This is a genomic window from Trichococcus shcherbakoviae (genome assembly GCF_963666195.1).
Lineage (GTDB): Bacteria > Bacillota > Bacilli > Lactobacillales > Aerococcaceae > Trichococcus > Trichococcus shcherbakoviae.
This window is the reverse complement of record NZ_OY762653.1, coordinates 2,043,990-2,062,485: the sequence shown is the minus strand read 5'-3', so window position 1 is coordinate 2,062,485 and position 18,496 is coordinate 2,043,990. Positions and strand designations below refer to the sequence as shown.

21 protein-coding genes are annotated in these 18,496 nt (G+C 46.8%); 2 read left to right on the top strand and 19 right to left on the bottom strand.

The genetic code is table 11. The features are described from left to right. Positions 1–416 precede the first annotated feature (416 nt). From ACKPBX_RS09890 to ACKPBX_RS09850, 9 genes are all read right to left on the bottom strand, one after another. Positions 417–734 carry a PTS lactose/cellobiose transporter subunit IIA gene (locus tag ACKPBX_RS09890; RefSeq protein WP_086986657.1) on the bottom strand — a complete coding sequence of 106 codons (318 nt, stop codon included), beginning with the start codon at positions 732–734 and terminating at the stop codon, positions 417–419. 25 nt (positions 735–759) lie between these two features. Then, on the bottom strand, positions 760–1,080 hold the full coding sequence (locus ACKPBX_RS09885; RefSeq protein ID WP_086629793.1) for a PTS sugar transporter subunit IIB: 321 nt from the start codon (positions 1,078–1,080) through the stop codon (positions 760–762). 139 nt (positions 1,081–1,219) lie between these two features. Next, positions 1,220–2,656 (bottom strand): glycoside hydrolase family 1 protein, encoded by a 1,437-nt coding sequence (locus ACKPBX_RS09880; RefSeq protein WP_319995263.1) that lies wholly within the window; start codon positions 2,654–2,656, stop codon positions 1,220–1,222. A 105-nt stretch (positions 2,657–2,761) separates the two neighbouring features. Further along, positions 2,762–3,079, bottom strand: a complete 318-nt coding sequence (locus tag ACKPBX_RS09875; RefSeq protein ID WP_086629794.1) for a PTS lactose/cellobiose transporter subunit IIA — start codon at positions 3,077–3,079, stop codon at positions 2,762–2,764. 25 nt (positions 3,080–3,104) lie between these two features. Then, positions 3,105–3,425, bottom strand: a complete 321-nt coding sequence (locus ACKPBX_RS09870) for a PTS sugar transporter subunit IIB (RefSeq protein ID WP_086629793.1) — start codon at positions 3,423–3,425, stop codon at positions 3,105–3,107. Between the two features lie 66 nt (positions 3,426–3,491). Continuing rightward, the gene (locus ACKPBX_RS09865) at positions 3,492–4,802 is read right to left on the bottom strand and encodes a PTS sugar transporter subunit IIC (RefSeq protein WP_119092713.1); all 1,311 of its coding nucleotides are present in this window, start codon (positions 4,800–4,802) and stop codon (positions 3,492–3,494) included. Positions 4,803–4,998: 196 nt separating this feature from the next. Then, positions 4,999–6,399, bottom strand: coding sequence for a glycoside hydrolase family 1 protein (locus tag ACKPBX_RS09860; protein ID WP_319995262.1), 1,401 nt, complete (start codon positions 6,397–6,399; stop codon positions 4,999–5,001). 254 nt (positions 6,400–6,653) lie between these two features. Continuing rightward, entirely contained in the window at positions 6,654–7,409 is a 756-nt protein-coding gene (locus ACKPBX_RS09855) for a MurR/RpiR family transcriptional regulator (protein WP_319995261.1), read from the bottom strand. Between the two features lie 178 nt (positions 7,410–7,587). Further along, positions 7,588–8,625, bottom strand: coding sequence for a DUF7309 domain-containing protein (locus ACKPBX_RS09850; RefSeq protein ID WP_086629789.1), 1,038 nt, complete (start codon positions 8,623–8,625; stop codon positions 7,588–7,590). A 196-nt stretch (positions 8,626–8,821) separates the two neighbouring features. Here ACKPBX_RS09850 and ACKPBX_RS09845 point away from each other — a divergent pair, with 196 nt between their 5' ends. Further along, positions 8,822–9,583, top strand: a complete 762-nt coding sequence (locus tag ACKPBX_RS09845) for a GNAT family N-acetyltransferase (protein ID WP_086629788.1) — start codon at positions 8,822–8,824, stop codon at positions 9,581–9,583. A 353-nt stretch (positions 9,584–9,936) separates the two neighbouring features. On the opposite strand, the gene ACKPBX_RS09840 is transcribed toward ACKPBX_RS09845, so the two are convergent. The 10 genes from ACKPBX_RS09840 to ACKPBX_RS09795 form a co-directional block, all read right to left on the bottom strand. Further along, positions 9,937–10,221: a DUF503 domain-containing protein gene (locus ACKPBX_RS09840; RefSeq protein ID WP_233442751.1), complete on the bottom strand. Its 285-nt coding sequence runs from the start codon at positions 10,219–10,221 to the stop codon at positions 9,937–9,939. A 244-nt stretch (positions 10,222–10,465) separates the two neighbouring features. Next, the gene (hisIE, locus tag ACKPBX_RS09835; RefSeq protein ID WP_319995260.1) at positions 10,466–11,107 is read right to left on the bottom strand and encodes a bifunctional phosphoribosyl-AMP cyclohydrolase/phosphoribosyl-ATP diphosphatase HisIE; all 642 of its coding nucleotides are present in this window, start codon (positions 11,105–11,107) and stop codon (positions 10,466–10,468) included. Next, positions 11,100–11,864 carry an imidazole glycerol phosphate synthase subunit HisF gene (hisF, locus tag ACKPBX_RS09830; protein ID WP_119092716.1) on the bottom strand — a complete coding sequence of 255 codons (765 nt, stop codon included), beginning with the start codon at positions 11,862–11,864 and terminating at the stop codon, positions 11,100–11,102. Before hisF ends, hisIE begins: the two co-directional genes overlap by 8 nt. After that, positions 11,861–12,565 (bottom strand): 1-(5-phosphoribosyl)-5-((5-phosphoribosylamino)methylideneamino)imidazole-4-carboxamide isomerase, encoded by a 705-nt coding sequence (gene hisA / locus ACKPBX_RS09825; protein ID WP_086629784.1) that lies wholly within the window; start codon positions 12,563–12,565, stop codon positions 11,861–11,863. Before hisA ends, hisF begins: the two co-directional genes overlap by 4 nt. Then, the gene (hisH, locus tag ACKPBX_RS09820; protein WP_086629783.1) at positions 12,566–13,141 is read right to left on the bottom strand and encodes an imidazole glycerol phosphate synthase subunit HisH; all 576 of its coding nucleotides are present in this window, start codon (positions 13,139–13,141) and stop codon (positions 12,566–12,568) included. After that, positions 13,138–13,716 carry an imidazoleglycerol-phosphate dehydratase HisB gene (gene hisB, locus ACKPBX_RS09815; protein WP_119092717.1) on the bottom strand — a complete coding sequence of 193 codons (579 nt, stop codon included), beginning with the start codon at positions 13,714–13,716 and terminating at the stop codon, positions 13,138–13,140. Before hisB ends, hisH begins: the two co-directional genes overlap by 4 nt. Further along, entirely contained in the window at positions 13,713–14,711 is a 999-nt protein-coding gene (locus tag ACKPBX_RS09810) for a pyridoxal phosphate-dependent aminotransferase (protein WP_140186260.1), read from the bottom strand. Before ACKPBX_RS09810 ends, hisB begins: the two co-directional genes overlap by 4 nt. After that, positions 14,708–15,958: a histidinol dehydrogenase gene (gene hisD / locus ACKPBX_RS09805; protein ID WP_119092719.1), complete on the bottom strand. Its 1,251-nt coding sequence runs from the start codon at positions 15,956–15,958 to the stop codon at positions 14,708–14,710. The genes ACKPBX_RS09810 and hisD overlap by 4 nt, the downstream gene beginning before the upstream one ends. After that, entirely contained in the window at positions 15,945–16,562 is a 618-nt protein-coding gene (gene hisG / locus ACKPBX_RS09800) for an ATP phosphoribosyltransferase (RefSeq protein ID WP_119092720.1), read from the bottom strand. The genes hisD and hisG overlap by 14 nt, the downstream gene beginning before the upstream one ends. Positions 16,563–16,574: 12 nt before the next feature. Next, entirely contained in the window at positions 16,575–17,396 is an 822-nt protein-coding gene (locus ACKPBX_RS09795; protein ID WP_319996428.1) for an ATP phosphoribosyltransferase regulatory subunit, read from the bottom strand. 159 nt (positions 17,397–17,555) lie between these two features. On the opposite strand from ACKPBX_RS09795, the gene hisJ reads away from it, so the two are divergent. Beyond that, positions 17,556–18,362: a histidinol-phosphatase HisJ gene (hisJ, locus tag ACKPBX_RS09790; RefSeq protein WP_319995259.1), complete on the top strand. Its 807-nt coding sequence runs from the start codon at positions 17,556–17,558 to the stop codon at positions 18,360–18,362. The last annotated feature ends 134 nt before the right edge of the window (positions 18,363–18,496 follow it).

Sequence of the window (18,496 nt, the reverse complement as noted above, 5' to 3'; positions counted from 1 at the left end):
TCCTTGCACATTTGGTTCGTTCATTCTTTATTCAGTTTTCAAAGGTCAATCGTTTATCACGCGTTACGTGATTACTTACTCATATTAGCACGGCTTCGTCTATCCGTCAAGCTATTTTTGAAATATTTTTCAAAAATGTTTACTGACGACCACTCGAAGCAGCAACTTTCATATCTTATCACCCATACGATTGCATGTCAACAATTTTTTTCAATTATTTTCTTTGCTCCCGTGGACAACTTCTAAATACTACCACCAGGCACCTACTGTTGTCAACACTTTTTAGCAGATAAAAATCCGGAGCGCCGAATAAATGATTTCGTTTATGCATTCCTTCATTAGAGTGCGATCCAAAAAAACGCGAATAAAAAAGTGGACATCCGGTTTCCGCCGAATATCCACTTGCATTTGATTAATTATTTGCTGATTTTCTCGTAGATTTCGACGATTTCTTTCGCCAAATCTTTGAATGCGATGGAAGTCATCAAATGATCTTGTCCGTGGACCATCAATAACGACAGTTCCACTGCATCGCCTGATGCTTCTTGTGTCAACAGACCGGTCTGCGCATGGTGGGCTTCCACCAATGCTTTTTCCGATTCACTGATTTTTTCGTTTGCTAATGCAAAGTCTCCTGCTTTTGCCGCTTCGATCGCTTCAATCGCATTTCCTTTTGCATCGCCCCCATGCATGATCAACTGCATGATGACATCCAGGTTTTTTGGTTCTGCCATTAGAGTTACTCCTTCAGTGTTGTTATTATTCGCCCATTAAAGTAAGAGCTGTTTTCAATACTTTTTCGCCGTTCATCATGCCGTAGTCCTGCATGTTGATGACATCCATTTTTGTGTCAGTGCCGGCAACTTTATCTTCGAATTGTTTCTTCATGTATTTGACTTGAGGTCCCAACATCAGGACGTCGATTTTTTGCTTAGCCAAATGTGCGTCTGCTTCTGAAGCGGATACTGCGAAAATATCAGCGTCCAATCCTTGTGCCACCGCCGCTTTTTGCATTTTTGACACAAGTAAGCTGGTGCTCATTCCAGCTGCACATACTAACATGATTGTTTTATCTGCCATATTCATTCTCTCCATCCATAAAATTAATTTGATATGCAATTATTATAACACAGATGAGAGCGTTTGTCGAAAACACTTACATGAATTTACAAACGTTTTCAGAAAATCGCTTTCTTTTCGCTTCCGAGAAGGCAAGACCCTACTTCAGGTTCTTGCCGTTTTGTTCTATGACCTCTTTGTACCAGTAATAGCTGGCCTTTTTGTAGCGTTTCAATTCTTTCGGACTGTCTTCATCGCGGTCCACATATACAAACCCATAGCGCTTTTGATAACCATTCAACCAGCTCAAAAGATCGGTATAGCTCCAAGTGCAGTAGCCAAGCACTGTGACCCCATCCGTGATGGCTTCCTGAACCGCTTTGGCATGGTCGTTCAAATAGTCGATCCGGTATTGGTCATGGATTTCTCCGTCTTCAAGCTTGTCGTATTCGCCCAATCCGTTTTCGGTTATCAATATCGGCAATCCGTAGCGGCTGTTGATCCGACGCAAGGCAATCCGTAGCCCAACTGGATCGATATCCCAATCCCAATTGGTTTTTTCGACAAATGGATTCAGCACTTCTTTGAAGACGCCTGGAGTCCCGCCTCTTTCCGTACTTCCCTTTTCACCGGAATAGTTCGGCGTCCCGACGCCGATGCCATCCAATGGGTTTGCGGCAACAGTTGATGTCTGATAATAATTCACGCCCATGAAATCCGGTTTACCGGCTTTCAATACCTCAAAATCTTCCGGAAGCGTTTCGGGCAACAAATCATTCTCTTCCAACCAATTCCAGATGACCGAAGGGTACTCCCCCTTGGCATAGACATCCATCCAAAAATAAGCATTCAGTTCATCGAAGTTCTCCGCCGCCAAAACATTCTCGGGCCGGGCATCAATAGGATAGCCTGGCGAATAAGCGAAACTCGGACCGATTTTCCCTTGAAATCCAAGCGAACGGTATTTTTTGATGGCCGATGCATTCGCTAAATTTGCATGATGGTTGGCTTGGTACATCCGTTTCGGATCTTTCACTGCCGGCGGATGGGTGGCCATCAAGTAGCCATGGGAAATGAAGACATTTTGTTCATTCAATGTTACCCAATAGTTGACCCGATCACCATATCTCCGGAACACGGTTTCTGAATAAGTTGTAAAGTCTTCGATTACCTGACGGGATTCCCAGCCCAGATATTCATCCTGCAGATACTGCGGGATATCCCAATGATACAACGTGACAACCGGTTCAATATGATTCGCCAGCAATTCATCGATCAGATCGTCATAGAACTGCAGACCTTTTTCGTTCACTTCCTGCATGTTGTGAGGGAAAATCCGGCTCCACGCAATCGAGAAACGGTAAGCCTTCAGCCCTTGTTCAGCCATCAGCGCAACATCCTCTTTGAACCGGTGGTAGTGATCAACCGCTACATCCCCGTTCGTGCCTTTAAAAGTCTTGCCAGGAATCCTGACAAAGGTATCCCAGACAGATACGCCTTTCCCATCTTCATCCCAAGCCCCTTCGACTTGATAGGCGGCCGAGGCAGAGCCCCATAAAAAGTCTTCCGGAAAATCCTTCATTTTTTTGTGTTGCATATCATGACCCGCTTTCTGTTTAGTTTGTTTTTGATTTTAAAAATGCGAAATGGACCATAAATCATATGAGCGATTTATGGTCCATCTATGTTTGGTGATCAGTGACTATTTTGCGATTTTCTCATAGATTTCGACGATTTCTTTCGCCAAGTCTTTGAATGCTATGGACGTCATCAAGTGATCTTGTCCGTGGACCATCAATAAGGACAATTCCACTGCATCGCCTGATGCTTCTTGTGTCAACAGACCGGTCTGCGCATGGTGGGCTTCCACCAATGCTTTTTCCGATTCACTGATTTTTTCGTTTGCTAATGCAAAGTCTCCTGCTTTTGCCGCTTCGATCGCTTCAATCGCATTTCCTTTTGCATCGCCCCCATGCATGATCAACTGCATGATGACATCCAGGTTTTTTGGTTCTGCCATTAGAGTTACTCCTTCAGTGTTGTTATTATTCGCCCATTAAAGTAAGAGCTGTTTTCAATACTTTTTCGCCGTTCATCATGCCGTAGTCCTGCATGTTGATGACATCCATTTTTGTGTCAGTGCCGGCAACTTTATCTTCGAATTGTTTCTTCATGTATTTGACTTGAGGTCCCAACATCAGGACGTCGATTTTTTGCTTAGCCAAATGTGCGTCTGCTTCTGAAGCGGATACTGCGAAAATATCAGCGTCCAATCCTTGTGCCACCGCCGCTTTTTGCATTTTTGATACAAGTAAGCTGGTGCTCATCCCAGCTGCACATACTAACATGATTGTTTTGTCTGCCATAATATTTCCCCATCCTTATATCTAATTTGAGCCCCTATGAAAGGGGCTCATTTTGACGTTATATGATTATGCTACTACGTTGCCTGATTCATCAGCTTCGATTTGACCCATTTCGATTTGGTAAGCTTTGTTATCTTCCAATTTGAAGAATGGGTAGAAGATTAAAGCACTTAAGCCCATTTCGATTACTTGCCATACAGCACCTTGCCAGCCGCTTATAAGGAATCCAGAAATAATTGGTGGTGTAGTCCAAGGTATGTTTACCCCATTTGTAAGTGGAATCAAGCCAATGTTCATCAAGATATACGTTAAGGTAGTCATGACTACCGGTGACACAATGAATGGAATCATCAAGATAGGATTCAATACGATTGGCATACCAAAGATCAACGGTTCGTTGATGTTAAATATTGCGGGTCCGATTGCTAACTTACCCAACGTTTTGAATTGGCTCGATTTTGCAACGAATAAACACAATAACGCTAGTCCAAAAGTTGCTCCAGCACCACCAATTTTAATGAAATTTGCATAGAATTGAGCATTGACGATGTTTGGTAATACTTCTCCTGCTGCATATGCACTAGCATTTTCAGCAGTCAGTGTCAACCAAATTGGGTTCATTACCGCACCCAAGATATTTGGACCATGCAAGCCGAATGAGAACAATAGTGTTTCTAAGATGACTACAAGGATTGTCGCTGGTAACGTGGCACCAATACTAGTCAATGGTGCTTGAATAATTTCAAAAATGAATGCTTGGGCTGTTTCAAATGATGTCATAGCAAAAATCAATTTCAAAATATCGAATACCAAGATAACAAACAAGCCAGGTATTAAGGCATCAAATGATCTCGCAACGTTTGCAGGAACCGAATCTGGCATTTTGATTGTCCATCCTCTGCCCAAAACGAAACGTACAATTTCAACTGCCAAAACAGTACTCATCATACCTAAGAACAATCCGCTAGCACTCAAGTTTCCCATTGGGATTCCTGCTGCATTATCGGTGCTTAAGATTGACGGTGTCAAAATAAGGAATCCAACAAGCGCATAAATAATCCCTGCTACATCATCAATTCCATAGGTTTTGCATAAATCTTTCGCCATCCCGATCATAACGAAGATTGTCATGATGTTCATGGTCATATCGAATGGAACCATGAAGAATTGTGTCCAGTCAGCGCCGAAAACACCTGCCATGAAATCAGCGTATCCTGGAATTGGTAAGTTAGCAACTAATAGGAACATGGAGCCGATGATCAATAGTGACATCGCTCCGAAGAAACCTTCTTTAATTGCCGATAAGTAACGGTTTGCATTTAATTTATACGCTATAGGACCCAATTTTCCTTCTAAAAATTCTAAGAATTTATCCATAATAAAATCCTCCTCTGTTAGGAACACTTGTGAAGACAGCGTGCCGTCTTCGAAAACAGTAAAATAAATTGATATGATTGCTTGTCCGGATTCTGCCAGTCAGTCTCAGAACAATGGGCCTTCGTTTTCCGCATTCACTTGCCGCTGTTCTTTATCAACAATGGATGGTGCGAAAAACTATTCTTGCTTTCTACCTCTAACCTTCCAGTTTTCCTCCGTTTGACGCGATCACTCCTTTATACCAATAGAAACTATCTTTCCGGTATCTCTTCAGATCTTTGAGATCGAAGTCTTCCCGGTTGACGTAAACAAAGCCATAACGCTTGCGGAACCCTTGGTGGGTGCTGATGAGATCAATCGCACTCCAGGTGCAATAACCGAACACATCTGCTCCATCCGTAACTGCCAGGTTCATCTGTTCGATATGGTTGCGGAGATAGTCGATCCGATAGTTATCATGGACCTTCCCATCTTCCAGCTTATCAATACCACCTAAACCGTTTTCAGTAACGATCAGGGGTTTACGATAACGAGAGTAAATTTGGTTAATCGTCGTGCGGAATCCAGTAGGGTCGATCTGCCAACCGAATTCAGTATAAGGAAGATGCTCATTGTCGGATCCTGCGAAGAATCCTTCTTGGCTATCTGATAATTGCTGATCTTTTTTGCCTGTTGCGCGTTCCGTTCCGGCTGGATAGGCTTGAACAGTCGAGCTGTTGTAGTAGTTGAAGGCGATGAAATCACATTCCGCGGATTTCAGTATCTCCAAATCACCCGGTTCCATATCAGGCAGGGCTTCATTTTCTTCCAGGTAAGCCCACACTTGGTGATTGTATACACCATACACGGCGATATCCAGATAAAGCCAGTTACGGATTGCGGTATACAGATCGGCTGCTTGGACATCCGCTGGGTTGTTCGATTTCGGATAGACGGCCGATATGTTCGGTGCCGGTCCGATTTTCACATGCGGTAATTTTTCGTGGCAGTTGTTCATCACCATCGCTTGCGCAACAAGCATGTGGTGGTTTTGTTGGTACAAGGATTTCAAAGTGCTTTCACCTGTACCGACTGCAGCGCCGTGAAGAATCATCATGTTTTGTTCATTGATCGTCAGCCATAATTTGACGCGGTCTCCTAAGTTATCGAAGAGGACATCGCAGTAGCGGACAAAAGCATCGATTGTGGCACGGTTTTCCCAGCCGCCTTTTTCAGCAAGTCCTTGCGGCAAGTCAAAGTGGTAGACCGTCACTAACGGTTCGATACCGTATTTCAGACATTCATCAATCAAATCGCTGTAGAACTGAAGTCCTTTCGGATTGACTTCGCCGTCACCGTCCGGAATGACCCGTGACCATGAAATCGAGAAGCGATAGGTTTTGAATCCCATCTCAGCCAACAACGCGATATCTTCCTGCATGTGGTGGTAATGGTCAGTAGCTACTTTAAAATCGGAAGTGTCGGGAACGATTTCCTTCACGTCCTGAACTGATGGGCCTTTACCGTCTTCGTCCCATGCGCCTTCAACTTGATATGCGCTGGTTGCGGACCCCCATAAAAAACCTTCTTTAAACGGTTTCAATTTCTTATGATACATACTCTCATTCCTTCCAATCGGCTTTCAATCAGTAAGCCGCCTGCCTTTAAGCGGTTACATCCATTTGGAAAACAAATGCTCTTTCTTTAAAAAGAGCGGCTTTGCAATCGCGGATGCGCTTTCTGTTTTTCAACATAAGCTTATTATAGAGTTTGTGAACGAAATGTAAACAGTTTCACCTCGTAAAGGAACGATAATCAGCTTTTGGAATGACGTTTCAGAAAAGAAACGATTTGTTTCAGCTTAACCTGGCTTCAAGCCTTATCGTTGCGCATTTGTTGCATGTAGTTATAATTGCGTCTTGCCAGTGTTTCAATTAAAAATACGGCCGGCAATTGGGAAGTTACGTTTACCTCTTCGTCCACGTATTCTGGTGTCAGATGATAAGCGAGGTTGATTTCTGACTGTCTTGCCAATGAATTGGTGGAGGAATTCGTAATGCTGATGATTTTGCTCCCCAGACTCTTCAAATCGCCCACTTTTCTTAACATGATTTCTGTTTCTCCGGAAACGGAACAAACAATCGCTACTGTGTTTGTATATTGTCTGCTGATCAAATGGAATGGATAATAGGGGTCTTGGATATGGAAGGTGCTTTGACCCAGGTTTGAAAACTGTCGGGATGCATAGGCAGCAACCAATCCAGACGTGCCGATGCCAAAGAAAACGGCAACGTCGGAATTTGCTATCAACTCAACTGCGGAGTGGATTTTTTCCTCATATTCGGATTGCATGGAACGGCTGAAAAACTCTTCGACGATTTCCGAAGTTTCAAACACCTTCTTATTGTGTTTGCGGTTGTCCATTTCCTTCAGATGCAGCTTGCACTCCCAGATATTTTCGAAACCCAGCTTGCTGATGGTCCGCGTAACTGTCGCCGGCGATACATGGGTCTCGGATGCGATCTCACGAACGCTCATACGGATGACTTTTTGGGTATGCTGTACAATGTACTCGTATACCTTTAACTCTGTATTCGTCAGTAACTTTACATTCTCTTGATTGAACACGTAAAAACCCCTTTATCCGGAACAAAATAAGCTCTGAGGCGTGCATTAGTTCGTTGTCTTTTCTTCTTAACCATTTTACCATTTATTTTGAAAATAACAAAAAACAAAACAATTTTTTACGGAACGCAAAATTGTTTTGTTTTTTATGATGCTTATTTCAGAAAAACGGGCTGTTTCATTAGAAGATATCTTCCGCAAGGCTTTTGCGGAATGCCTCGATTTTTCGCAGTTTGCTCTTTTCGCTGTGTGCGATGTCCAGCTCATCCAACAAGGGAACCAACATTTCGTAGGTTTCCAACACGCTGTCGCCGCGCATCTCGATTTTTGCAGGGAAGACTTTCGCTTCAAACAGGTATTTGTACAGTTCGAATTGGATATCGCGTGATTTATCGGAAGTCAGCACTGTAGCCAGAAGAACTTCCCCTGATTTCTTATCCGCGATGGCCATCATCTTCACAAAACGCGGCCGTTCCCCTTCTTTGAAGGTGATTGGTTGCGGTAAATAGAACAAATCTACTTCGAAGGTGTTTCTTAAGAACGTTTTCTTCTCCATCATCAGACGACGGATTTCGAACTGGGAAAGCATCAGATCGTATGGGCCTTTCGTCAATTCGCCGCCAGTCAGGAACGCGAGGATATGTTCTTCTTTCAATTTCCAAACGCTGTCCTTTGTTCCTGCTTGGTAATAGTAGCGAGTCGGAACGTCATCTGCCGCAAAGGACTTGTCAAAGTCCAGTTTGCTGTAGGTGGGGAACATTTCCAAAAAGCTCTCCAGTACCCGCTCAAAAAGAGCGATGTCCTCTTCGGTAGCCGACCAAGGAACAAAGCCTGGCGTAAAATCCAGCAGTTCCGGCCAAGCTTTCTTGCCGCGGAATTTGACATCCGTTGTGCGGATGCGGTTATAGTCGATTTCTTCCAGTTTGCTTCGGTCGACGAATTCAAGTCTGATGTTCTTCAGCTTTTCGGTGTATTCCCCGATGCCATCCGCTTCCGTGAACTCAGACTCCAACAGATCCAAGTAGAGAATGTATTCCGAAACATCCCTGAACACACTCAATCCTATGCTGTCCTCATCCAGCCCATCCAAAGCAAAGAATACAGGCTCCTTGCGATCGGAATATTTGATTCCGACGACGTCCGTGTCTTTCATTTTGTCCCAAGGTTTCAATTTATGAAAAGCCTTTATGTTCTCGTACAATTTTTGATAATCTCTCATTTATATCTCCTATCTATTAAAAAACACAAGCGCAAACACTTGATAATGGTCGAACGCGGAGCACACGCCGCTGCTTTTGGCATGTGTTTCCAGCGATTCCGCCGCTTATCCTGTTTCGGCTTATTGTAACAAATTCCTTTCCTATGCTATCATATCTTGAAGCCTGCATCAATTTTTCTTTTTAAGGAGTCCAAAAATGACCTTTTCTTTCAAGGATATCGAACACAGCAAGTCTATAGCCAAAGAAACCTCTCTGTACACGCACAATCGCAATGAAGAAGCTTTTTTCATGCACATCGAAAATTATGTGATTTTCCATCGCGTCCCCACCTTCGCTGAATTCGTGGAGACGGAAGCTTATTTGAAATCAGAGCACCAAAAAAATGGCCAGGATTTCATAAAATTCATTTGGCCCGAAGATTGTGAAATTCCGCAGCCGATTATTTCCTATCTGGGATCGAACGATTTCAGCCTGGATGTATTGGAGTTGTACGCGGCTCCTCCCGGAACCTTTGTGCCGACGCGGATTTATGAAACGCCTTCCGACGTCAGAGTGGACTGGGTGAACGCCGAGAACCGCAGTGCCTATCTGTCTTTATCCGCCCAGGCAGACAAGGAAGTCAGCGAGGAATTCGCGAAACAGAAGCAACCCTACACCCAAGCTAAATTCGAAAATCCGGCCTTCCGTCCCATCGTGGCCCTATGCTCTGATGAAGCGGTCGGTTCCATCGACCTTTATCTGAAAGAGGACAGCATTGAAATAGATAATTTCTATGTCGCCATAGATTCCCGGTGCAAAGGGATCGGAACGGCGCTGCAACAATTCGTGATGGAGCATGCCGACGGGAAGACCGTCCTTTTGGTGGCTGATGCAGCGGATACGGCGCGCGAGATGTACAATCGCCAAAATTACACATACATTTCTTTCCGCTACGAGCTCCTTAAAGTCTTCAAATAACCGATCAATGGGCTGTCTCATACGTAGACAGCCCATTCTTTGCGGGCAGCAGCCCTAACGGGAGCGCTAGATGTCCGATAATCCAGATGAATCGGACATCCAGAGCTCGTACGATGCGTTCGTTGTCTGATATTCCGAATGAATCGGACATCCAGAGCTCGTAGGATGCATTCGTTGTCCGATAATTCGATTGAATCGGACAACCAGGGTTCGTCAGATCCGTTCGTTGTCCGATAATCCAGATAAATCGGACATCCAGGATGCTACAAGAAATAAAATAGGGATTGAATTAAAAAGGGCTGTATCAAAACCAGAAAATCCTATTCCGGTTCTGATACAGCTCCTTCAGCTTCTTATTCGACTTCGTTGATTTGGTAGATTTCCACCGGATAGTTCGATTCAATTTCCTCAATGATTTTATCCACGATTTGTTGGCATAGGACCCGGGAGCTGTTGACAACCGCCAATCCGATGACGGCCTGGTTCAACATATCCTGTGCCGATACTTCCGCAATGCTGACATTGTACCGTTGATGCATCTTGGCAAGGATGCTTTTCACAACGCTGCGCTTGTCCTTCAGAGAATTGGAATCAAAAAGCCGCATAGACAGTTCCACAGCCAACACGTTCATCGTCATCGCCCCATTTTTGTTTAATATGGAAACATTCTCTCTTCAAGACAAAAAATAACCGAAACTGCCCCTTCTGTCAAGGGATAGCTCCGGTTACCGGATAAATCAAGGACGGGATTCATCGTATCCTAGTAGTTGAACTCTGAATTGCAGGGGATTCCGCCTAAGCTGACATTACGTCACGGCCAAAAAGCGGCCGTTCTCGTAATGTCCTCTTAGTGCTCATCCCCTACCCGCAATTCATCGTATCCTAGTAATTATCTACATCTTTTCTTTCGCCTTTGAAGTTGTTTTTCTTTTGGTGGCGTTCGATTAGGACTTTGGTCACATCGGCAACGTCGACGCCTTGGTCGTACAGGAGTACGCCGAGGTGGTAAAGCAGGTCTGCCGTTTCGTTGGCGACTTCTTCTTTGTCGTGATTTTTTGCGCCGATGACGACTTCGAAAGCCTCTTCACCGAATTTCTTTGCGATTTTATCTGTTCCCTTATCCAACAAGTAGTTTGTATAGGACTTTTCATCATGTCCGACAGCGCGCTGGCGGATCGTCTCTTCCAAGTCATCCAAACCAAAGGCAACCGGCACATCGAAACAGCTTTCCGTGTTACGGTGGCAAGTCGGGCCAGCCGGATCAATCATGATGAGCAACGCATCCTGATCGCAGTCCAGATACATGTCCTTCACGAACTGGTAATGCTCGCTGGACTCGCCTTTTTTCCAGAGCCGGTTCTTGCTTCTGGAAAAGAACCAGACAACCTCGTCCCGTTTCGTCAATTCGAAGGCCTCTTCATTCATGAAGCCGACCATCAAAACATTTTTGTTCGTAAAGTGCTGAAGAACGACAGTCAATAACCCTTTCGAAAAATCAGGCACTAGTGCATCGTATTTAGACATTGCGCATATCCACTCCATTCTCCGTGCAGCATTCTTTCACTTCGGCGATTGACACTTCTTCATCATGGAAGATTGAAGCTGCCAATCCTGCCGATACATCTGTTTCCTTGAACAAGGCGGCGAAATGCTGGGCATTGCCGCCGCCTCCGGAAGCGATGACAGGGATCGATACCAAGGCTTGGATTTTGTTCAGCAAACGGTGATCGAAGCCTTGCTTCATGCCATCATAATCCATGCTGGTGACCAGCAATTCGCCGGCCCCCAGCGCTTCCACTTGCTGCACCCAGTCCAACGTCTTGATGTCGGTCCGTTTTTTGCCGCCGTGGGTATAGCAATACCATTCCTCTTTATCGGCTTCCCATTTCGCATCGACAGCGATGCAGATGCATTGGCTGCCGAACTTGTCGCTCGCTTCCTTGATCAGCTGCGGATTCGCCAACGCCGATGAATTCAGGCTGACTTTATCGGCTCCAGCATTGAGCAACCGGGAAATGTCATCCGTCGATTTGATGCCGCCGCCGATCGTCATCGGGATGAACAGCTGTTGCGCCGTTTTGCGGATGACATCAATCATCAGGTTGTGCCCGGTTTCGGTTGCGGAGATGTCCAGAAAGACCAGTTCATCCGCACCCAAAGCATTGTAGCGCTTCGCCAATTCGACCGGATCGCCGATTTCGCGCAACCCCTTGAATTGGATCCCTTTTACGACCGTGCCGTCCTTCACATCCAGGCAGGGAATGATCCGTTTCTTTATCATGCCAAGCCCTCCCAGAAGGCATCCGTATTGGCCGCTTTGCCGACGATCGCTGCCGCCACACCCAAAGCTTCCAATTTTTTGATGTCTTCGATGTTGCGGACGCCGCCAGATGCAGTTATGGGATGGGTCGAGAGTTCGACAAGCTTGCCCGTCAACTCAAAGTTCGGTCCGGCCATCTTGCCGTCTTTCGAGATATCCGTATAGATGATGCCGCCCAAAGCCATCGGATTCGTCGCTTCCACGACATCATAGATGGTCTGGCGGCCCGTTTCGGTCCAGCCGTTCACGGCGACCAGTTCGCCTTTTGCATCCAGACCCAAGTAGATCTTGCCGGGATATTTCGCCGTCATCTCAGCCAACCATGGCAGATCCTGCAGCCCTTTCGTCCCGACGATCACATAGCTGGCGCCTTTTTCGAAATAGTGCTTGATGGTTTCTTCGGAACGGATGCCCCCGCCGATTTCGACAGGCAATGCGCTCTGTTGCAAAAGTTGCTCGATGAACGGTGTCTCTTCCGGTTTTTGGTTCAAGGCGCCCATCAGATCCACTATATGGATGCGTTTCACTTGTTCATATTGCGCATAAAAAGCGATGGCTTCCTGAGGCGTGCGCTGCATTTCTTCTTTCGTTCCGTAGTCCCCTTCGGTCAGACGGACACTCTTGTTGTCGATCAAGTCGATCGCCGGCCAAATCTCTATCATTTATTTCCATCCCCCTTGCAAAGCTTGGTTCAAAATTTCCAGACCGTAATCCCCGCTTTTTTCCGGGTGGAACTGGATGCCGATGACGTTATCCTTCTGGACGATAGCCACGATTTCCTGACCATAATCCGCCGTTGCCACAACATTTTCGTCGGTCACTACCTTGTAGGAATGGATGAAATAGACATCCTTGTCCAAGCCCGGTTGGCTTGAATGCAGATTGTTCCAGCCCAAATGCGGAACCGGCAAATCGCTGACGATGTATTTCACTTCGCCAGGCAAAAAGCCCAACCCATCCACATCGCCTTCTTCGCTGTGCTGGAACAGGAGTTGCATACCGAGACAGATACCGATGAAAGGCTTCGTCTGCTCCAACTCAGTAAGGAGTTCCCGCAAACCGATCGCATCGATCCGCTCGATGGCATCCTTGAAATGGCCCACACCAGGCAGGACAATGACGTCCGCCTTGCGCAATTCTGCTTCGTCATGCGTCAGGACCGTTTCATAGCCCAGAAAACGGATGGCATTCGTCAGGTTCGCGATGTTCCCCAAACCATAATCAACGATTGCTATCATTCGATCACTCCTTTTGAGGAAGGCAAGCGCTGCACGTCGGAGTCGGCCATCGCGATGCGCAGGCTTTGCGCAAAGGCTTTGAAGATGGCTTCGATTTCATGGTGCGTATTGCCGCCGCGGATCAGGTCGATATGTACAGTGTAACGGGCATTGATGACCAAACCATGGAAGAATTCTTCAACCAGTTCCACATCGAAACTGCCCACCTTTTCTTTCGAAAACGCGGCATTGAAACTAAGATAAGGGCGGCCGCTGATGTCGATGACGGAACGGGCCAAGGTTTCATCCATCGGCACATAGGCACTCCCGTAGCGATTGATGGCGCCTTTGTCCTGGCCCAATTCAGCCAACAACTGCCCCAAGACGATCCCGACATCTTCGGTTGTGTGATGATCATCCACATCCGTGTCGCCGTCCACCTGCACATCCAAAACGAAGTGGCCATGGAAAGCGAAAAGATCCAACATATGGTTCAAGAAGCCCACACCTGTGTTGATGACGGAAGGTTCCAACCCTCGTTCCAAGGTGATGGCGATTTTCGTTTCTTTGGTAATGCGCTCTTTTGATACGCTCACAGCTGTTCTCTCCATTCTCTGATGATTTCGGCTAAGGCATCCAACTGTTCATCCGTGGCGATCGAGTAACGCACAGCCGTTTCGATACACGGGATGCCTGATTTTTCATAAGTCCGCGGCTGATAGCCGTGGTCGATGATCCATTGACCCAAAGCAGGCGCCAATTCACCGTAAGTGAAGACGAAATTCGTCTCGCTAGGCAGTACGGAAAGAATATCCCCTACGCCCTCATTGAAGATTTTCTTCAGTTTGGCGGAAAGCCGGCGCTGATCAGCCATGAAGGCCCTCAGCCGTTCCGGATGCTCCAGCAAGTAGGCCGCGATGCTCAATGATAAAGTATTGAGCGGATACGGATGCGCGATGGAGTTCAACAACTGCATCGTCTTCTCAGTCGAACTGGCGATGCCGATGCGCAGACCAGCCAAGCCGTAGATTTTTGACAAGGTACGCAAAAGGATGACGTGATCCCCTACCGGACGCGCCGGCGGATTGTCCACGAAATCCATGTAAGCCTCATCCAAAATCAGATAGCCGCCGGATTCAGCCAGCAGATCCGCTGTCTTTTCGATGAAAGCGGCAGGATGCAGCCCGCCCAGCGGGTTGTTCGGTTGCGAAACGATGAAATAGGAAGGCTTTTCCTTCTCGATGACGGCGTACACTTGGTCATAGTCAAAGGAATAATCTGCTCGGCACGGCACTTTGATGATTTCACGTTGGAATTGCGCGGCATACTCTTCGTACATCACGAAATCCGGCTCCAGCATCAGGATCGGCCCGTCCCCCAAAAGGATTGTGCACTTCTGGATCCACTCATCCGATCCGTTGGCAAAAGCGATCAGGGCTGGATCTTCGCCGTGGAAAGCGGCGTACGCTTCCGTCAGGCGGTCGATGGCATCGTCCGTATACTCCTGGAAGCGCGTCGAGACGGCTATTTCGGCAATTTCTTCATTTGTCAGTGCACGGATGGGACTTTCATTTTTGTTTATCCGGATCATTTGTCGTCCCCCATTCTGACAGCCAAGGAATCGTGGTGGGCCTGCAACGACTCTTCTGTCGCGATCAGCATTCCGGCCGGAGCCATTTTCCGGAACGTTTCTTTCTTCAGGTTCAGGACAGAGTTCGGGCGCAGGAAGTCGTTTACGGACAAACCGTTCGCAAAGCGTGCATTGCCTCCGGTAGGTAGCACGTGGCTAGGTCCGGCAACATAATCCCCGATCGCTTCAGGCGAATATTCACCGATGAAGATCGCTCCGGCAGTTTCGATGGCATCAATGTAATCTTCTGCGTCTTTTGTCTGGATCGAGACGTGCTCGCCTGCAATCAGATTCACGACTTCGATGTTCTCTTCTTTACCGCTAGTCAAAATCGGGAAGTGATTGTGCTTCAAACTCTCCTCGATGACCTCTATGCGGCTTTGTTTCGCTTTTTGGACAAGCAGTTCGGCTTCGATGGCGGCCAATTTCTCTTCGTTGTCGCAGACAAGGAAAGTGCGGGCCAATTCATCGTGCTCGGCTTGCGCCAGCAGATCGATGGCAACCCATTCGTTGTTCGCCGTTTCGTCGACGACTACGACGATTTCGGATGGTCCGGCGATCGAATCGATGCCGACATCTCCGTACACCAATTTTTTGGCCAAAGCGACGTATTGGTTCCCGGGTCCGACGATTTTGTCGACGCGCGGAATGGTTTCCGTCCCGTAAGCCAGGGCAGCAACTGCTTGGGCTCCGCCCACTTGATAAACGTGGGTCACGCCGCAGATATAGCAAGCGGCCAAGGTTGCTTGATTGATGGCGGTCTTTTGCGGCGGAGTCACGACGATTGTTTCCTTTACGCCGGCTACATTGGCCAATACCGCAGTCATCAGGACTGTGGAAGGATAGCTCGCTTTACCGCCCGGCACATAGATGCCGACTTTGTTCAGCGGATGGATTTTCTGGTACAGTTCCCCAGCCGTAGACTGTTGCCATTTGATGCTTTCCTGGTAGACTGTGATGTTATCACGGGCTTCCTCCAAAGCAGCGCGCAAGTCCGCGTCCAAGCTGTCATAGGCTTCCTTGATGACGCTCTGTGGCACTTCCAATTCCGTGATGTCCGCCCCATCGAAACGTTTTGCGTATTCGAACAGAGCCGCATCGCCTTTTTCCTGGACCGTCTGGATGATTTCCATAACGGCTTGCGTCTTCGAAAAGTCGATCGTATTTTTGGTTTTGTAAGCTTCCTTGAACGTTTTAGTTGTGTACATTATTCGTCACCTTCAATTGATTGATTATAGTCTGGATTTCATCATATTTGGAGAAATAAGCATGCTTATTCGAAATCAGGCGGGCATTGATTTCATCAAGCCGGACTTGCTCACTCAAACCATTATCATGCAGCGTTTTGCCGGATTGGACGATATCCATGATGGCATCCGCCATATCGATGGTAGCGGCCAATTCAACGGACCCATTCAGCTTGATGATCTTCACGGGTTGCTTGATGGAATCAAAATATTGTCTGGTGAAGTTCACGTACTTCGTCGCAACCACTGGATAAACGTCCTTCTTCTCTTTGCTGGCGATGGCGAAATGGCAATAGCCGAAAGGCAGATCCATCAGATTGTTGATATTGCAGTTCTGCTCGATCAGAATATCGCTGCCGGTGATGCCCAGATCCGCGATCCCTTCCTCCACATATACGGGCACATCTTCCCCTTTAACCAAAATGAAGCGGGTGTCCTTTGTCTGAATGACCAATTCCCGAGAAACGGACTTCAATGCTGTCGACCATTCCGTCAGGTTGATTTCATCCAAGTATTGGATAAAATCCTTAAGCTGTCTGCCTTTTGATAGCGCGATAGTAATCATTTTTTCCCTCCGTTAATTGTTGATGGCCATTCCGAATGCTTTGGAAGAGCTTGTATATTGACCGCCCGATGCTACGGGTTCCGTTTGGTTTTCGCCGTAAAGTTGTATAAAAATCCCTTTGTAATAAGATTGGTTCGGCAATGCCAGCATATCCGCGTAGACGTAATCCACGTTCTTGCTTTTCAGCGTCGCTTCCCATTCCGCCAGTTCATTCAAATGTCCGGTCAGTTCAGGATAGTTTTCCTTCAGATAGCCGGCCTGTTCCGTAGGTGCTTTGTCCATCAAACCGATCAGCGGATGGTTCGCACCCAAACGATGCTTCAAGGCATCCTGGTTTCTTTCACAAATGAACTTGCGGACTGAAGGATCTTCCAACTCCCGCGGGCTCAGAATTTTTTTCAGTAATTTGTTATGGCTGACTACCGCAACCGATAAGGAAAGGTCCAATTCCTTCTCCATGAATGTGATCATATCCCCTAAAACCTCGATCTGTTTCGGAATCGAGTCGGTAAATGTTTCCACACCCAATTGGTGACGCTCTTTCAGCAGCGAATAGACCGGGCCGGAATAGGCTATTTTATCGGCGTGTAAATGGTACTGCTTGCGGTATCTCACGATGGCATTCGTCCAGTCACTGCGCAGTGCGAAAAGTTTATCGCCGCTTTGCCATTTATGCCGGTTCAGCATCAGATGCAAGTCATCATGAGACAGTTGTGTCCACTCAAATTTCTCTACGACTCCCAGGTCTATCAGATCGTACCCTAAGTGGTGGAAATGATGGAGAAACCCCATCTCTCTTTGTTTCTTCGCTAGCAACGATTCATTCGTCATCATTTCGTCCAAACTGTCTCACTCCCATTTCTTTTTGATAGTCCATCTGTTATCCTTAGAATATCGTTAGAATACCATTAGACGTTGGTGTTATCATACCATAGAAAGCCGCCACATTGTATCCTAAAATGATGACACTTTACGAAGGAAGGAAGATGGAAGATGCACAGCGACAGACACGTCCATACCCCCTATTGCCTGCACGGTTCATCCGATGCAATGGAAAATTATGTGAAGGTTGCCATCGAAGCCGGCCTCGAGTCCCTCACATTCACGGAACACGCCCCTTTACCGATGGAAGATCCGCTTCCGGACAAGGACAGTTCGATGCGCCTTGAAGATGTCGATGCTTACCTTTCCGAAGTCCGCGCCCTTGCCAAGAAGTATCAAGGCAGCATTGAAATCCACGCCGGTTTTGAATTGGATTATCTGGAAGGAAAAGAAAAAGAAACGCGCGCCTTCCTGGAAAAATACCCGGAGACCGTCCCCCACTCGATTCTGAGCGTGCATTTCGTGCAGCTCGCGCCGGAAGAATACTTCTGCATCGACTTGGATCGCGAATCGTTCACGCAAAAAGGTGAAGAAATCGGCTACGAAACACTCTACACCCTTTACGAAGCGGCAGTCAAAAAGGCGTTGACGCTTCCGTATGGAGAACTGACCCCGAAAAAAATCGGGCACATCAATCTGATCCACAAGTTCCAAAAAGCTTACAGCGTCAGTGATCCCATCGACTGGAAGCTGCTGTTGGATAAGGTGAAGGAGAGTGGGTATACCCTTGATTACAATTTTGCCGGAATCGACAAACCGGACTACGGCAAAACTTACCCGGATCCGGAAATGATGGCTTATGCCATCAAGATCGGCCTCACCTACGAGAAGGGTTCCGATGCCCATGCCTCCCATGAAGTCGCCCGTTATTTCGGTACCGCAACAGAAACGGAATATGATGACTGGAAAGAAGCCTGAAATGGCTTCTTTTTTAATAGTCTTATCCTGTCAGCGCCGAGCCTTCGGAATTGAATTTTCTGTCGAATACTGGTACATTCATCTAGTGACAATAAGCATTACATCTAGTATCGAAAACTAGATTAAATTTTCTT

Excerpts from the sequence above, each read along its gene's own strand:
- hisF (WP_119092716.1), bottom strand. The coding sequence starts at position 11,864 with ATGATAAAGAAACGGATCATTCCCTGCCTGGATGTGAAGGACGGCACG.
- hisD (WP_119092719.1), bottom strand. The coding sequence starts at position 15,958 with ATGTACACAACTAAAACGTTCAAGGAAGCTTACAAAACCAAAAATACG.
- ACKPBX_RS09860 (WP_319995262.1), bottom strand. The coding sequence starts at position 6,399 with ATGTATCATAAGAAATTGAAACCGTTTAAAGAAGGTTTTTTATGGGGG.
- hisIE (WP_319995260.1), bottom strand. The coding sequence starts at position 11,107 with ATGTCTAAATACGATGCACTAGTGCCTGATTTTTCGAAAGGGTTATTG.
- hisG (WP_119092720.1), bottom strand. The coding sequence starts at position 16,562 with ATGATTACTATCGCGCTATCAAAAGGCAGACAGCTTAAGGATTTTATC.
- hisA (WP_086629784.1), bottom strand. The coding sequence starts at position 12,565 with ATGATAGAGATTTGGCCGGCGATCGACTTGATCGACAACAAGAGTGTC.
- ACKPBX_RS09870 (WP_086629793.1), bottom strand. The coding sequence starts at position 3,425 with ATGGCAGACAAAACAATCATGTTAGTATGTGCAGCTGGGATGAGCACC.
- ACKPBX_RS09875 (WP_086629794.1), bottom strand. The coding sequence starts at position 3,079 with ATGGCAGAACCAAAAAACCTGGATGTCATCATGCAGTTGATCATGCAT.
- ACKPBX_RS09840 (WP_233442751.1), bottom strand. The coding sequence starts at position 10,221 with ATGACGATGAACGTGTTGGCTGTGGAACTGTCTATGCGGCTTTTTGAT.
- hisJ (WP_319995259.1), top strand. The coding sequence starts at position 17,556 with ATGCACAGCGACAGACACGTCCATACCCCCTATTGCCTGCACGGTTCA.
- ACKPBX_RS09880 (WP_319995263.1), bottom strand. The coding sequence starts at position 2,656 with ATGCAACACAAAAAAATGAAGGATTTTCCGGAAGACTTTTTATGGGGC.
- ACKPBX_RS09890 (WP_086986657.1), bottom strand. The coding sequence starts at position 734 with ATGGCAGAACCAAAAAACCTGGATGTCATCATGCAGTTGATCATGCAT.
- ACKPBX_RS09845 (WP_086629788.1), top strand. The coding sequence starts at position 8,822 with ATGACCTTTTCTTTCAAGGATATCGAACACAGCAAGTCTATAGCCAAA.
- ACKPBX_RS09795 (WP_319996428.1), bottom strand. The coding sequence starts at position 17,396 with ATGATGACGAATGAATCGTTGCTAGCGAAGAAACAAAGAGAGATGGGG.
- ACKPBX_RS09885 (WP_086629793.1), bottom strand. The coding sequence starts at position 1,080 with ATGGCAGATAAAACAATCATGTTAGTATGTGCAGCTGGAATGAGCACC.
- hisH (WP_086629783.1), bottom strand. The coding sequence starts at position 13,141 with ATGATAGCAATCGTTGATTATGGTTTGGGGAACATCGCGAACCTGACG.
- ACKPBX_RS09850 (WP_086629789.1), bottom strand. The coding sequence starts at position 8,625 with ATGAGAGATTATCAAAAATTGTACGAGAACATAAAGGCTTTTCATAAA.
- ACKPBX_RS09865 (WP_119092713.1), bottom strand. The coding sequence starts at position 4,802 with ATGGATAAATTCTTAGAATTTTTAGAAGGAAAATTGGGTCCTATAGCG.
- ACKPBX_RS09810 (WP_140186260.1), bottom strand. The coding sequence starts at position 14,711 with ATGATCCGGATAAACAAAAATGAAAGTCCCATCCGTGCACTGACAAAT.